The sequence below is a fragment of the Sphingomonas sp. BAUL-RG-20F-R05-02 genome, from assembly GCF_022662305.1.
In the GTDB taxonomy this organism is placed as follows: Bacteria; Pseudomonadota; Alphaproteobacteria; order Sphingomonadales; family Sphingomonadaceae; genus Sphingomonas.
On the sequence record NZ_JAKNQH010000001.1, the window covers coordinates 986,242 to 1,000,121 of the forward strand.

Below are 13,880 nucleotides of genomic sequence, written 5' to 3' on the forward strand. Positions count from 1 at the left end.
GATTATATGCGCAATTTTCGGAAGATCTCCTCGCTCGCGGTGATGCCGGTGGCGTTCTTTGCCTATTCCGGCGCGGGCCACGCGAGTGCGTTCTACCTTCAGGAACAGTCGGTGAAAGGCGCCGGTCGCGCCTTCTCCGGCGAAGTCGCCGATCAGGGACCGGAGTCGCTGTGGTGGAACCCGGCGTCGATCGCCGATCAGCAGGGCTGCGCAGGCTCGCTCGGTGTCAGCGGGATCTTGCCAAAGGGCACCGTCGTCAACCAGGGTACGGTAATCGTGCGCCCCGGCCAGCCGGCACGGGCAGTCGGCGGCGATGCCCGCAGCGCCAATCCGATCCGCAACGGCGTACTACCCTCAGGCGCAATTTCCTGCGCGATCACGCCGCGCCTGAGCATCGGCCTGGCCGCGACTTCGCCGTTCAGCTTCACGACGGATTACCCGCTGACGAGCTGGGTACGCTACACCGCCGATCGCACCAAGCTGCGCACCTACGATCTCCAGCCCTCGGTCGCCTTCATGGTGACGCCGCAGATCGCGATCGGCGCGGCGCTCAACGCCGAATATTCCGATGCGCAATTGTCGAACGCGCTGCCGAACCTATCGCCCCTTCTCGCCGATGGGCATCAGGAGTTGAAGGGCAACGGCTGGGACTTCGGCTACACGGTTGGCGCGCAGTTCCGCACCGGGCCGATCACGCTCGCGGCGAGTTACAAGTCGAAGATCGAACATAACCTGAAAGGTTCGGTGACGACCACCGGGTTGCTGGGGCCACTCGCGGCGCAGAACAGCCGTATCGCCACCGACGCGCGGTTCAGCACCCCCTGGCAGGTGACGTTCGGCGCGCGCGCGGCGGTGTCGCCAAAGGTCACGCTCAACGCGCAGGCGGTGCGGTCCGGCTGGTCGGAATTCGACGCGATCCGGATCGGCGCGCCGCTCAACGTTGCGATCCCCGAAGGCTACCACGACACATGGAGCTATGCCGGCGGCATCGACGTCGCGGTCGCGCCGCAGTTGACGCTGCGTGCGGGCGTGCAGCACGACGACAGCCCGACCAGCGACGGCGACCGCGATGCGCGCGTACCGGATGCCGACCGCTGGAACTTCGCGACCGGCGCGAGCATTGCCGTCACCAAGGCGTTCACGCTCGACACTGCGGTGTCGTACATCATGTTCAAGAACGCCAAGATCGACCGGCTGACCGCCGCATACGCCGGCACCGCTGCGCAAACGCCGATCCTTGTCAACGGCGAGTTGCAGAAGGCGAGCGCGGTCGTGCTGTCGCTCGGCGGCCGGTTGCGGTTCTGATGCGGGAACGCTGACATGCCCACACTCGCATCCTCGCACCTGGACGCGTCGGAACCGGAGTTCCGGCCGCGCCTGCTGACCGATCTTCTCGACCATGCGGTCACCACATGGCCCGAGCGGATCGCGGTCGACTTTCTTGGACGCACCTGGACGTACAAGGCGATCGGCAGACTGGTCGATCATGCGGCGCGTGGACTTCAGGACCGGGGGCTGAAGCCGGGCGACCGCTTCGGCCTCTGCCTGCCGAACTGTCCATATTATGTGGTGCTGTACTTCGCGGCGCTGCGGGTCGGTGCGATTGTCGTGCCGTTCAACCCGCTCTACACCAAGCCGGAGCTCGACCATCAGATCCGCGACTCCGGCACGCGGATGATCGCGGTGCCCGATCTCGACGTGATCCACGGCAAGGTGCAGGCGGTCGCCTCCGCCGCCGGCATCGAACAGATCGTGTTGTGCGGCATGACGGACATGCTGCCGACCTTGCAGGCGATCGGCTTCCAGTTCTTCAAACGCAAGGATCACGCGCACGTCGCGGACGAAAGCCATACCATCCGGCTGCGCGCGCTGCTGTCGAACCATACCGCGCCCGATCGCGTCGAGATGAGCTCGCACAACGTCGCGGTGCTGCAATATACCGGCGGGACCACCGGCACGCCCAAGGGTGCGATGCTGACCCACGCCAATCTTGCCGCCAACAGCGCGCAGATGCTGGTGCATGTCGGCGGGCGCAAGCCGTACCAGGACCGCACGCTCGGCGTATTGCCGATGTTCCACGTCTTCGCGCTGACCACCGTGCTCAACTTCTCGGTCGAAATCGGCGCGGAAATGGTGCTGCTGCCGCGTTTCAACATGGCGCAGATGCTCGCCACCATGAAACGCAAACCGCCGACGCAGTTCTTCGGCGTGCCCACAATCTATGGCGCGATGAACGAATTGCCGAAGCACCAGATCCCAGACCTATCGCATGTCCGCGCCTGCATCTCGGGCGGCGCGCCGCTGCCGCTCGACATCCGCGAGACATTCGAGCGGCGCACCGGCGCGCGCGTGGTCGAGGGCTACGGCCTGTCGGAAAGCGCGCCGATCATCGCGTGCAACCCGCTCGACGGATTGGTCAAGGACGACAGTTGCGGGCCACGCTTCCCCGGCACCACCCTCGAAATCCGGGCATTAGCCGCTCCGCACTCCATCCTGCCGGAGGGCGAGCGCGGCGAGGTCTGCGCGCGCGGACCGCAGATCATGAAGGGTTATTGGCGCAAGCCCGAGGATAGCGAGGCGGTGTTTGTCGATGGCGCGCTGCGCACCGGCGATATCGGTTATCTCGACGCCGATGGCTATCTGTTCCTGGTCGATCGTATCAAGGACGTCATCCTGTGCGGCGGCTACAACGTCTACCCGCGCATGATCGAGGATGCCGCCTATCAGCACCCCGCCATCAAGGAAGCGATCGCGATCGCCATCCCCGACGCCTATCGCGGGCAGTCGCCGAAGCTGTTCGTCGCGCTGCATGAAGGCATGGAACTCGCCATCCCGGACCTGCAACATTTCCTGGAGGAGCGGCTCAACAAGATCGAGGTACCGCGCGCGTTCGAGATCCGCGACAGCCTGCCGAAAACGCTGATCGGCAAACTTTCCAAGAAGGAACTGGTCGAGGAAGAACGGGCGCGACTCGCTTGACGGGCCCGCAGGCGCTTGATTGGTGTTCCGCCACGGGTGGGCAAGATGTTGGATAGCAGGAACGCGGAACATGCCGGGGCACATTCTTTGGATGACGCGATGACCACGCGCGTGGAAAGCTCGCTCGATACGATGCGGGCCGTCGTGCGCAAACACGCGGTCGACGATGCCGGTAAGGGCATTCAGGAGGTCGCGCGCCAACTCGGCGTCACGCAGCGGACATTGCGATTTTACGAAGACAAGGGACTGGTCGAACCGCAGCGGATTGGTAGCACACGCGTCTACTCGAAACGCGACGTCGGCCGGATGCAGCTTATCCTGCGTGGCAAGCGGCTCGGATTCTCGATCCGGGAAATCAAGGAATTCCTCGACCTGTACGATGTCGACCCGGATCACGTCGAACAGATGGCGCGGCTCGCCGGTCGTGTGCGGGAGCGGATCGATGATCTCGAACACCAGCGTGCGGCGATCGAGGAAACCATACAGGAGCTGCGCCAGATCGAACAGGAAGCATCGGCGCGCGTCCGGCAGATCGGGCGAGCCGAAAGCCGCGACTGAGCGCCTGCGCCGTGCCCGACCACACCTTCTTCGAGCGTGACGCCGATCAGGTCGCACGCGACCTGATCGGCGTCTCGATCTTCGTTCGCGGTGTGGGCGGCGCGATCGTCGAAACCGAAGCGTATGATTCGGATGATCCCGCCGCGCACACGTTTCGCGGACCGACACGGCGCAACGCGAGCATGTTCGGCCCTGCCGCCCACGCGTATGTTTATCGCAGCCACGGCCTGCACTGGTGCATGAACGTCACCTGCGGGCACGGCGCCGGCGTGTTGATCCGCGCGATCACGCCGGACGTCGGCGTCGCGGCGATGCGCGCGCGGCGCGGTGCCGTCGATGACCGGCTGTTGTGCGCCGGGCCGGGTCGGCTGTGTCAGGCACTCGGCATCGACGGCCGCTTCGACGGCCTGCCGCTTGACCAGCCACCTTTCACGTTCGGTTTGCGAGAAGCCGAACCCACAATCATCTCGGGCCCACGGATCGGCATCAGCGTCGCGGTCGAACTGCCGAGGCGTTTCTGTCTGGACGGATCACGGTTTCTAAGCCGTCCCGCCGGTGCGCGCCGGCCGCGACGCAGCGCCTGACACCAGCTCGCTCGTCAATCACGGCCCCGTTCCGCACGTGTCGGCACCACGAGCTGTTCGACGAAGTTACGGATTTCAACCGAGCGCCGTTCTGGCACCGTCACCTCACGATCGAGACCGAGCCGCCACGCGAGATCGCGGCGATCCGGCGCGTCGTGCAGCGCCTCGATCAACGCGGCGTGCTCCTCGATCGCGCCGGCATCGCAAGCGAGTCCGTTTTCAAGCAGATCATCCGTCTGCCGGCGCAGCGCCGCCGCCACTTCGAACAGGCTGATCTCGGGGTGATATTGCACACCCCAGAACACACCCTTGCCATAGCGGATCTCGGCCGCCTGGACGTGCGTGGTGCCATTCGACGCCAGGAGTGTGGCACCATCGGGCAGTTGCTCGACCTCGTCCGTATGGATCGCCGGTGCGTCGAAGCTCGCCGCCCGCCCGGCAAGCAGCGGATGGTAGCGCCCGACGTCCGTCGCGACGATGCGGCGCGCGAAGCCCGCCTCGCGCCGCTCGCCCATCGGCCGCACGCTGCCGCCGGCCGCGACCGTGGCGACCTGAAGCCCTGCGCACGATCCGAACGCCGGCGTGCCGGAGGCGAACACCGCGCGCATGAAGTCGACGATCCGCCGACATTCCGGCGCATCCTCGTAAAGGTGCAACGGCGATCCGGTGATGAAGACGGCGTCGTAGTCGGCAAGCGTGTCGCTGCCGAGTGGTGCATCGCGATCGTCGGCCGGCGCAACGCGCGTACACCGCGCGCCGGGCGCGACGTGGCCGAGCAGCGCTTCGTAGGTTTCGCCAGAGCTTTTGCCGACGCTCTTGCGGCGTTTCTCGCGCGCGGCCGGTGGTTCGCTTTCGGCGATGAGGAAGTTCAACTGTCTGCTTGTCATAGGCTCGCTCGGTCGGAGCAGGCACCAACGGTCCAACAGTGGTTCAGGTCCGCAAAGACCGCCATTCCTCAAGAATATCAATATTCTGCGTGTAACAACCACCCGCCTGCGACGAAACGCCCGAGGGCGCGTTCAGCCAAGGATGATCGACCGCAGTTTCTCGCTACGCGCACACGCCAAGCACGGCATCGTCCAGCAAGTCGTTGGACTGTTCAACGATACATCCCGGGGCGAGCGGCCCGTCGTGCGCAGTGCCAACGCGCTGTTCACACCCGATTCGGCGATCTGGCGCGTGCACGGCGACGTTACCACGATGATTATCGGCGGCGTCTCGGCGCTGTTGCTTCAGATGCTGCATCCGGCGGTCCTCGCGGGGGTATGGGACCATTCCAACTTCCGCAAAGACATGGTCGGCCGGCTCCGGCGAACGGCGCGCTTCGTGTCGACCACGACCTACGGCGATCGCGCCGATGCCACTGCGGCGATTGCCCGCGTGCGTGCGGTTCACAGCCATATCGGCGGCACGCTGGTGGACGGCACGCCCTATCGCGCGGATGATCCCGATCTGCTTGCATGGGTTCATATCACCGAGGCGTGGTGCTTTCTTGCGGCGTGGCAACGCTACGGCAACCGGCGGCTTCCGCGCTCGGCGGAGGACCGCTATTTCGAGGATTTCGCCAGGGTCGGCGCGGCACTGGGGGCGAGCGATCTCCCGGTCGACAAGGCACACACCGCACGCGCGCTGGAATCTGCCCGGCCGCAGCTCGTCGCGGATGATCGCACGCGCGAGGTCGCGCGGCTCGTGCTCGGCCACATGCCGGACAATCCGCTGGCGATACCGCTGCAACGCGTGACGATGCAAGCGGCGGTCGATCTGCTGCCCGACTGGGCACGCCGGATGCATGGCCTCCCCGCCTCCCCGACGCTGGTGCGCCCGATCGTCAGCACCGGCGCGCTAGGCCTCGCCAAGACGCTGCGGTGGGCGTTCGCGACCCCCTGAGCCCTTATTTCGGTAATGCGTAGGCGATCACCGAGTCGCCGAGCCTGGTGCCGAGCGAGCCGTGTCCGCCTGCCACCACCACCACGAACTGCCGACCACTCGCCGCCGAACGGTACGACATCGGCGTCGCCTGACCGCCCGCCGGCAGCCGTGCCCGCCACAGCACTTTGCCGGTGCGGGTGTCGTATGCGCGCACGTAGTTGTCGATCGCCGCTGCCATGAAGGCGACGCCGCCGGCCGTCGTGATTGGTCCGCCAAGCGATGGCACGCCGAGCTTCAGCGCGATCGGCAGCGGCGTTTCGTCGCGTATCGTGCCGTTCTTATGCTCCCACACCTTTTTGCCGGTGGTGAGATCGATGCCCGCGACATAGCCCCATGGCGGCTGCTGGCACGGCAGGCCGGTGAACGACAGGAACGGGTTCATATCGACCGCAAACGGCGCGCCTGTGTTGGGGTTGTAGCCTTCTTCCGTCGATCCACGCCGATCCGAGCCGCCCGCTGGGCCGCGTTCGTTGGGCCCGCCGGCATCGTCCTTGCGCGGCACCAACCGATCGACGAACGCGACGTAGTTCGGGTGCGCAAAGGCAATCTGCCGTACCGGATCGATCGAGATGCCGCCCCAGTCCATCACCCCGAAATTACCCGGAAACACCAACGAGCCTTTCAGCGACGGCGGCGTGAACGCACCGCGATAGTCGAGCGAACGATAGCGGATGCGGCACCACAGTTGGTCGATCATGGTCGCGCCCCACATATCCTTCTCGCGCACAGGTGCGGGCATCAGCGACACGGACGAGAACGGCTGCGTCGGCGACGTGTGGTCGCCCGGCACGGCGCCGGCCGGCACCGGTCTTTCGGGGGCCGGAAAGATCGGCCGGCCGGTGCGCCGATCTAGCACGAACAGATTGCCCGTCTTGGTCGATTGTACCAGCGCCGGCACGCTGCCCCGGCCGGGCAGGTTCAGATCGACCAACACGGGCTGCGCGGGCACGTCCATGTCCCACAGGTCATGGTGCACGGTCTGGTAGATCCAGCGCGGCTTGCCGGTAGCGATGTCGAGTGCCAGCACCGACGTGGCGAACCGCTCGGTCGTGGCGGGGCGGTTGCCGCCCCATTGGTCGACCGCGCCCATCCCCATCGGCAGATACACCAGCCCGAGCGTCTCGTCGGCAGCCGGCGTGCTCCACGTATTCGGCGACGATGGCGTATACTGCCTGCCCGCACCCAGCGGGGCAGTGTCGCCGGGGTTGCCCGGATCGAAGTTCCACACGAGTTTGCCGGTGGCGGCGTCATAGCCACGGATCACGCCCGAGGGTACCTTGGTGGAGATATTGTCGAACACCGCGCCGCCGGTGATGACCATTCCGCGCGCCACCAGCGGGGCGGAGGTCACCTGATACCAGCCCTGGTTGTAATGCGGTTGGCCGGGCAGCAGGCTGACCGTACCGTTCTGCCCGAAGCTTCGGCACAACGTGCCGGTGCGCGGATCGAGCGCGATCAGGCGGCTGTCGTTGGTGGCGAGGAAGATGCGCTGCGGGCAATCCGCCGTGCTCGCGCCTGCCTTGGCGCTATCCCAGTAGGAGACGCCGCGACACGTCAGGTGCTGCATATTCTTCTTGGACGTGGCGATATGCGGGTCGAAGCGCCAGCGCTGCTTGCCGGTTTCCGCATCCACCGCGATCACCCAGTTGTGCGGCGTGCAGAGGTACACCGTGTTACCGATCTTGATCGGCGTCATTTCGTAAGTAGTCTCGCCGGGATCGCTCTCGCGCTTGATGTCGCCCGTTTCCAGCTGCCACGCGACCTTGAGATTGCCGACGTTGGCGGGCGTGATCTGCGCCAGCGGTGAGAATTTATCGCCGAACCAGCTGCGCGCATATGCCTGCCAGTCATCGTCAGCTACGCCGTGCAGGTTCGCAGCCAGCGCGACCCGTGGCCCCGGCAACGTTCCGTCGAGATCGTGCACATCGCGTGTCAGCGATATCGCGCCGAACAGGGCGGCGACAACCAACGCGATGGCGAGCGGCCCGCCCGCGCGCACCCAGCCGGCAGCCGGCGTGAGCCGCTTGACCGTTCCCGGCAGCACCAGCAACGCACCGAACACGAAGATGATGTCGCCGCGTGGCACCAGCGGCCACCAATCCGCGCCGATCTCCGCCCAGGCCCAGACGACCGTGCCCAGCACCAGCGCGGCGAACACATACAGAGCCGCCGTCCTCCGCCGCCACAACAGCACCGCGGTGGCGAGCATTGTCAGCCCCGCAATCGCATAAAACAGACTGCCACCAAGTGCCGCCAGCCAGCCGCCGCCGACGAGATTCACCACGCCCGCCACACCGATGATGATGGCGAGAATGCGAGGCCACCGCGCAGGGCGTCGAGCGTGGTTCATCATGAAACTCCGAATTCGCCGCTAGGACTCTCATGGCGCGGCAATGTTCCGGTGAGACGTCCTATACTACCGCACGACAGTTTTCAGCGCGGCAAAGGCGGCACGACCGTAGATTTCCGAGCTGGCCTCCTCCCCCTCCAACCACGCCGCAGTGGCCAGCTTGAGAAGGGAGATCGCGGCAGCGGCGGTGACACGGCAGCGAATATCGGTATCGGGCAGCCCCTTGCGATCGGCGAGTGCCTTGGCGAGCACGCGCTCGACCTTCTCGTATTTCGCCTGATCGCCCGCGCTCAGCGCCGGGGTGTCGCGGATCAGTCTCGCCAGATCGCGGGTCTGTGCGGACAGATGCCGCCGCGCCATGTCGATCAGCGCGTTCTCGACCATGTCGAGCAGCGGCTCATCCGCCGGCCGCGCCGCCACCGCTTGCCCAAGATGATCGGGAAAGTCGGCCTTTGCGGAAAAGACGATCTCTTCCTTGGAGGCGAAATAGTGAAACAGGCTGCGACGCGAGACATCGGCGGCGCGCGCGATGTCGTCCATCGTCGTCGGTTCGAAGCCGCGCTCCAGAAACAAACGCAATGCCGTTGCCTGAATACGGGCATGCGTCTCCGCGCGTTTGCGCGCCCGCAAGGAGGCCGAAGCGGAAGTACCTGCTTTTTGCACTTCTTGCATATTTGCACTCAATGCATGATATTGCAACCGCGCTGCCGTGGCGCGTGATCATGCAAGGGGTAGCGACGTTGGCGAACTGGACCATTGACGACATCCCGGATCTCTCGGGCAAACTGGCGATCGTGACCGGGGCGACCGGCGGACTTGGGCTGGAAACGGCGATCGCGCTGGCGGGAGCGGGTGCGGAGGTGATCCTCGCCGGCCGCAACACCGCGAAGGGCAATGCCGCCGAAACGACGATCCGCGCGCGCCATACCGACGCCAGGGTTCGTTTTGAGGCGATGGATCTCGCCAGCCTCGCATCGGTGGCGGCGTTCACCGACCGGATGCTGTTGGCGGGGCAGCCGATCGACATTCTCGTCAACAATGCCGGCGTGATGGCGCTACCCAGCCGCGAGACGACCGTAGACGGATTCGAGCGGCAGTTCGGCACCAACTACCTTTCCCATTTCGCGCTGACCGGCCGGCTGCTGCCGTTGCTGATCGCCGGCAGCGCCCGGGTCGTGCAACTCTCCAGCATCGCGCACCGCGCCGGCACGATCCGTCTCGACGATCTCAACTATGCACACGGTTACAAGCCGTGGCCGGTATATTCGCAATCAAAGCTGGCGATGCTGATGTTCGCGCTGGAGCTCGACCGTCGCAGCCGTGCGTACGGCTGGGGGCTGACCAGCGTCGCCGCACATCCGGGCATCGCCACCACCAACCTGATGACCAACGGACCGGCGGCGGGCAACTCGCTGATGACGATGGCGAGCCGGATTGCCGTAAACCTGATCGGCCAGCCGGCGCGCCTCGGCGCTTTGCCGCAACTGATGGCGGCGACCCTCCCGGTGGCGGTCGGCGGAATATATTTCGGGCCCAGCGGCTGGAAGGAACTGAAGGGCGCGCCGGGCATCGCCAAGGCTGCGCCGCAGGCATTTGACGCGGCGGTTGCCGCACAACTGTGGGCGCAATCGGAAGCGCTGACCGGCGTGACGTTCGGCTGAGCCCCTCACCCGCACTGCTCGTAGCCCGGCCATAGCCTTCATCAAGAGACCCCGCACGATGTTCAATCTGGTGTTTGCGCTACCCTGGCTCTACGTCGCCACGCGCTCGATCTGGCCATTGCCGTGGGACGTCACCGCCAAGCTCGCGGTCGCGCTGGTCCTGCTGATCGGCTCGCAATTCCATTACTGGAGCAAGCTGTCGTCCGGCTCGGTGTTCTCACCTGAATTTCCGCGCCCGGTGGTGATCGCGTTCAACTGGGCATTCGGCGCGGTGGTCCTGCTCGCCGCGTTCCAGATCGCGCTCGATCTCGCCCATCTGCTCGCGATCATCGTCCGCATCGGCGCCGGTGGCGTGTGGGTCATGCCGCGATACATCGCTGGCGCCACCGCCTTTCTGCTCGCCGGGTTCGGCGTGTCGCAGGCGGCGCGCGTACCGCGCCTCAAGGACGTGACGGTCGGCATCGCCAACCTTCCCGAAGCCTTCGATGGCTACACGCTGGTGCAACTCACCGATCTGCACATCAGCCGGCTGTTCCCGCCCGCCTGGACGCAAGCGGTTGTGGACGCCACCAACGCGCTCGGTGTGGACCTGATCGTCGTCACCGGCGATGTGATCGACGGCAGCGTCGCCAACCGCTGCGCCGCAGTAGCGCCGCTACGCGACCTTGCCGCGCGCGAGGGCGTGTACCTGATCCCCGGCAATCACGAATACCTCTCCGGCTACGATCCGTGGATGCAGCATCTCGCCGGCCTCGGCATGCGGATCCTCGCCAACGCCCACGTCGCGCTGACGCGTAGCGACGCGACGCTGGTGCTCGCCGGCGTCACCGATCCGTCGGCGCGCGGCGCCGGCAAGCCGCTGCCCGATTTAGCAGCCGCGCTGGCCGGTGCGCCGGTCGGTGCGCCCATCGTGCTGCTCGACCACGAACCCTCGCGGGCGCGACAGGCGGCGGAGCGCGGCGTCGCGCTCCAACTGTCCGGCCACACGCACGGCGGTATGATCGTCGGCCTCGACCGGATCGTCGCGCGCGCCAACGGCGGCTTCGTTTCGGGGCGCTACGCGGTCGGCGGGATGACGCTCTACGTCAACAACGGCACCGGCATCTGGCCCGGTTTCGCGCTGCGGCTCGGCAGGCCATCCGAACTGACCCGGATCACGCTGCGCCGGGCATGACTCCGCACCGGAATATCTTGGACGCGCTGTCGCAAACCAGCGACAAGCCGCGATGATCGATCAGGAGAAACAAAAGTGAGCGTGGCATTCCGACGCGAGAGCGACGAGGAGCATAAGGAACCCCGGTTCGAGCTGCCGATTCCGCCTGGCGCCAACCTCGTCACCGCACGCGGGCTGAACCTGATCCGTGAACAGGTCGTGCACTTCCGCGCCCGTGTCGCCGCGAGCGAAGGCGAGGACCGCGCCCTTGCCGAGCGTGACCTGCGCTATTGGGCGACGCGCGAAACGACGGCCGAAGTCGCCGCCCCGGCAACCGGCGATGCGGTCGCGATCGGCACCCGGGTCGGCTTTATCCTGAACGGCGCGCCCCGCGAGATCGAGATCGTCGGCTTTGACGAAAGCGACCCGGCGGCCGGTCGCATCGCCTTCTCCGCGCCGCTCGCCCGCGCGATGATCGGGGCGGAAGTGGGCGAGACCATCGATTTCGCTGGCAAGGCCGATGCGATCGAAGTGATGTCGATCACGCCGGCCGTCTGACCTCCCCGCGCGGATCGGCGCCGTAGTGATTTGCGCCGCCGGTACCCGGCCGACACAGGAAAAACAGCACGATCAGCGTACCGACATACGGCACGAGGTACAGCAGCAGGAACCAGCCCGACATGTCTTGATCGTGAAAGCGCCGCACGAGAACCGCGACGGATGGGATGAGCGTGCCGAGCGCGAACAGCAAAAGCAGCGCCATGAAGATCTGGAAGGCAAGCACCGGCCGGCCGGTGCCCGCGCCCTGTTCGAAACCGACGATTGTGGCCAGCAGCACATATCCGACTGCCAGCACGGTGATCTGAACCGCCTGCAAGGCCCAGACCTCCGCAGCACGCGATCGTCCCGAGAAGTCGGCATAGTGTCTGAACGGACGTATTATCAAGACCATCCGGCGTCCTTCTAATTCACCGGCGCACGCCGCCGATAGCTGAGCGCCTCGGCGATGTGTAGTCGCCCAACGCGCTCGCTCCCCGCCAGATCGGCGATCGTGCGCGCGACCCGCAGAATGCGCGTGTAGCCGCGTGCGGAGAGCCGCATCGTCTCCGACGCTTGCGCGAGCAAGGCGCGCCCCGCGTCATCGGGCGTAGAGAACGTATCGAGCAACACACCGTCCGCCTCCGCGTTGGTCCGCACCGGCTGGCCGGCATACCGTTCGGTTTGCACCGCCCGCGCCGCCGCAACGCGCCCGCGCACCTCCGCCGAGCCCTCCGCTGCGGGCGGCAGTACCAGATCGGCGGCGGTCAGCGCCTGCACCTCGACATGCAGGTCGATGCGGTCGAGCAGCGGGCCGGACACCTTGGCCTGATAATCCGCCGCGCATTTCGGTGCACGCGAACACGCCAGCGCCGCATCGCCGAGATGCCCGCAGCGGCACGGGTTCATCGCCGCGACCAGTTGTACGCGCGCCGGGAAGGTGACGTGCGCATTGGCCCGCGCCACACTGACCGTGCCGGTCTCCAGCGGCTGACGCAGCGAATCGAGCACCGCACGCTGGAACTCGGGCAGCTCATCAAGGAACAGCACGCCGAGATGCGCGAGGCTGACCTCGCCCGGTTTGACCTTGAGGCCGCCGCCGGTCAGCGCCGCCATCGACGCGGAATGGTGGGGCGCGCGGAACGGCCGCGCCCGCGTCAGCCGCCCGCCCGCGAGCGTGCCCGCGACGCTCGCCACCATCGACACCTCCAGCGCTTCTCCAGCGTCCAGCGGGGGCAGGATGCCGGGCAGGCACGCCGCCATCAGCGACTTTCCCGCGCCGGGCGGGCCGATCATCAGCAGGTTTTATATAGCTACACCTAGAAGGTTCCGCAGTCATCGATCCCCATTCACCTGAGCACGAACGTTGTAAGGAAGCTGAGCATGTACGATCGGGTGAGAGAGAAGATCATGTCGGAGGCGGCGATTAGCCGGGCGTGCGCGAACTTCCTTTCGGATGTGGATCTGAAACCCGGCCTCGCGCAGAGCGGAGGTGGCATCAACAGATCCGGCAGACAGCAAGTGCGGTTCGTGGCGAACCCTTACGGTGTCGACTCCGATTGCAACGTGCTCGTGCAAATGCGTGGTCTGGTGAGGGGCTCGCTCACGCACCAACGCTACCATCCGCGTGCGGTACTCGATCTCGAGTATAGCTGGTGCCGATACCGCGAGCATCTCCCGGGCACTTCGTCGCTGACGCTGTTCGACGTATCCCTTCCCGAGCAGGTCTGCATCGGTCTTCCGCGCGAAACCTACAGACTTTGTAAAATCATCGACTTCAGCAGATACAAGCCGTGGTTCTTCATTCGTGCGAACCCCATCGTGCGCTCCATTCGCAACGTCAAACGACTGCGAACCATGGAAAACGGTAACCGCGTACGAAGTGAAGGCCTCCTCTTTACCATGGTGGACGAATGGGCGCACGAACACTGGGCCTACTGGTCGAGCGAGAAGGGTTATTCCGATCGGATGGATTGATCCGAGGCTTGCAGCCCAGCTGTGCGACGCGCCCGTTTGCGCCAGCGAGCGGATCCACTCACACTCGCCCAAAAGGCGAATGGCCAATCAGCGTTCACGAAGACAAGACCGCCGCCACGTCCTCAGCATCTCCGCGTTGCGGACGACTCGTC

Annotated in this window: 13 protein-coding genes and 1 pseudogene; 9 read left to right on the top strand and 5 right to left on the bottom strand. The window is 65.9% G+C overall.

Going from position 1 to position 13,880, the window contains the following annotated elements; translation table 11 throughout:
- The first annotated feature begins 6 nt into the window (after window positions 1-6).
- From L8F97_RS04715 to L8F97_RS04730, 4 genes are all read left to right on the top strand, one after another.
- Entirely contained in the window at window positions 7-1,305 is a 1,299-nt protein-coding gene (locus L8F97_RS04715) for an OmpP1/FadL family transporter (RefSeq protein ID WP_242146929.1), read from the top strand.
- Window positions 1,306-1,320: 15 nt separating this feature from the next.
- Window positions 1,321-2,979: a long-chain-fatty-acid--CoA ligase gene (locus tag L8F97_RS04720; RefSeq protein WP_242146931.1), complete on the top strand. Its 1,659-nt coding sequence runs from the start codon at window positions 1,321-1,323 to the stop codon at window positions 2,977-2,979.
- 132 nt (window positions 2,980-3,111) lie between these two features.
- On the top strand, window positions 3,112-3,537 hold the full coding sequence (locus L8F97_RS04725) for a MerR family transcriptional regulator (protein WP_242147184.1): 426 nt from the start codon (window positions 3,112-3,114) through the stop codon (window positions 3,535-3,537).
- 11 nt (window positions 3,538-3,548) lie between these two features.
- Entirely contained in the window at window positions 3,549-4,121 is a 573-nt protein-coding gene (locus tag L8F97_RS04730; protein ID WP_242146934.1) for a DNA-3-methyladenine glycosylase, read from the top strand.
- 14 nt (window positions 4,122-4,135) lie between these two features.
- Here L8F97_RS04730 and L8F97_RS04735 read toward each other — a convergent pair whose 3' ends face one another.
- Window positions 4,136-5,008 carry a type 1 glutamine amidotransferase gene (locus L8F97_RS04735; RefSeq protein ID WP_242146936.1) on the bottom strand — a complete coding sequence of 291 codons (873 nt, stop codon included), beginning with the start codon at window positions 5,006-5,008 and terminating at the stop codon, window positions 4,136-4,138.
- Window positions 5,009-5,150: 142 nt separating this feature from the next.
- Here L8F97_RS04735 and L8F97_RS04740 point away from each other — a divergent pair, with 142 nt between their 5' ends.
- Window positions 5,151-6,008 (top strand): oxygenase MpaB family protein, encoded by an 858-nt coding sequence (locus tag L8F97_RS04740; RefSeq protein WP_242146937.1) that lies wholly within the window; start codon window positions 5,151-5,153, stop codon window positions 6,006-6,008.
- 4 nt (window positions 6,009-6,012) lie between these two features.
- Here L8F97_RS04740 and L8F97_RS04745 read toward each other — a convergent pair whose 3' ends face one another.
- Together L8F97_RS04745 and L8F97_RS04750 are read right to left on the bottom strand one after the other, a co-directional pair.
- Window positions 6,013-8,400, bottom strand: a complete 2,388-nt coding sequence (locus tag L8F97_RS04745; protein WP_242146939.1) for a membrane-bound PQQ-dependent dehydrogenase, glucose/quinate/shikimate family — start codon at window positions 8,398-8,400, stop codon at window positions 6,013-6,015.
- Window positions 8,401-8,466: 66 nt separating this feature from the next.
- Complete coding sequence (locus L8F97_RS04750; protein WP_242146941.1) at window positions 8,467-8,979, bottom strand: TetR/AcrR family transcriptional regulator; 513 nt, start codon at window positions 8,977-8,979, stop codon at window positions 8,467-8,469.
- Window positions 8,980-9,140: 161 nt separating this feature from the next.
- On the opposite strand from L8F97_RS04750, the gene L8F97_RS04755 reads away from it, so the two are divergent.
- The 3 genes from L8F97_RS04755 (at window position 9,141) to L8F97_RS04765 (ending at window position 11,772) form a co-directional block, all read left to right on the top strand.
- On the top strand, window positions 9,141-10,061 hold the full coding sequence (locus L8F97_RS04755) for an SDR family oxidoreductase (protein ID WP_242146943.1): 921 nt from the start codon (window positions 9,141-9,143) through the stop codon (window positions 10,059-10,061).
- A 58-nt stretch (window positions 10,062-10,119) separates the two neighbouring features.
- Complete coding sequence (locus L8F97_RS04760; RefSeq protein WP_242146944.1) at window positions 10,120-11,235, top strand: metallophosphoesterase; 1,116 nt, start codon at window positions 10,120-10,122, stop codon at window positions 11,233-11,235.
- Between the two features lie 75 nt (window positions 11,236-11,310).
- The gene (locus L8F97_RS04765) at window positions 11,311-11,772 is read left to right on the top strand and encodes a GreA/GreB family elongation factor (RefSeq protein ID WP_242146947.1); all 462 of its coding nucleotides are present in this window, start codon (window positions 11,311-11,313) and stop codon (window positions 11,770-11,772) included.
- Here the strand turns inward: L8F97_RS04765 and L8F97_RS04770 are convergent.
- Together L8F97_RS04770 and L8F97_RS04775 are read right to left on the bottom strand one after the other, a co-directional pair.
- Window positions 11,756-12,166: a DUF805 domain-containing protein gene (locus L8F97_RS04770; protein ID WP_242146949.1), complete on the bottom strand. Its 411-nt coding sequence runs from the start codon at window positions 12,164-12,166 to the stop codon at window positions 11,756-11,758. The genes L8F97_RS04765 and L8F97_RS04770 overlap by 17 nt on opposite strands.
- Window positions 12,167-12,177: 11 nt before the next feature.
- Window positions 12,178-13,056: pseudogene (locus L8F97_RS04775) on the bottom strand (YifB family Mg chelatase-like AAA ATPase); the annotation flags it as partial.
- Window positions 13,057-13,134: 78 nt separating this feature from the next.
- Between L8F97_RS04775 and L8F97_RS04780 the strand changes: the two are divergent.
- On the top strand, window positions 13,135-13,728 hold the full coding sequence (locus L8F97_RS04780; RefSeq protein WP_242146951.1) for a hypothetical protein: 594 nt from the start codon (window positions 13,135-13,137) through the stop codon (window positions 13,726-13,728).
- Window positions 13,729-13,880: the final 152 nt, after the last annotated feature.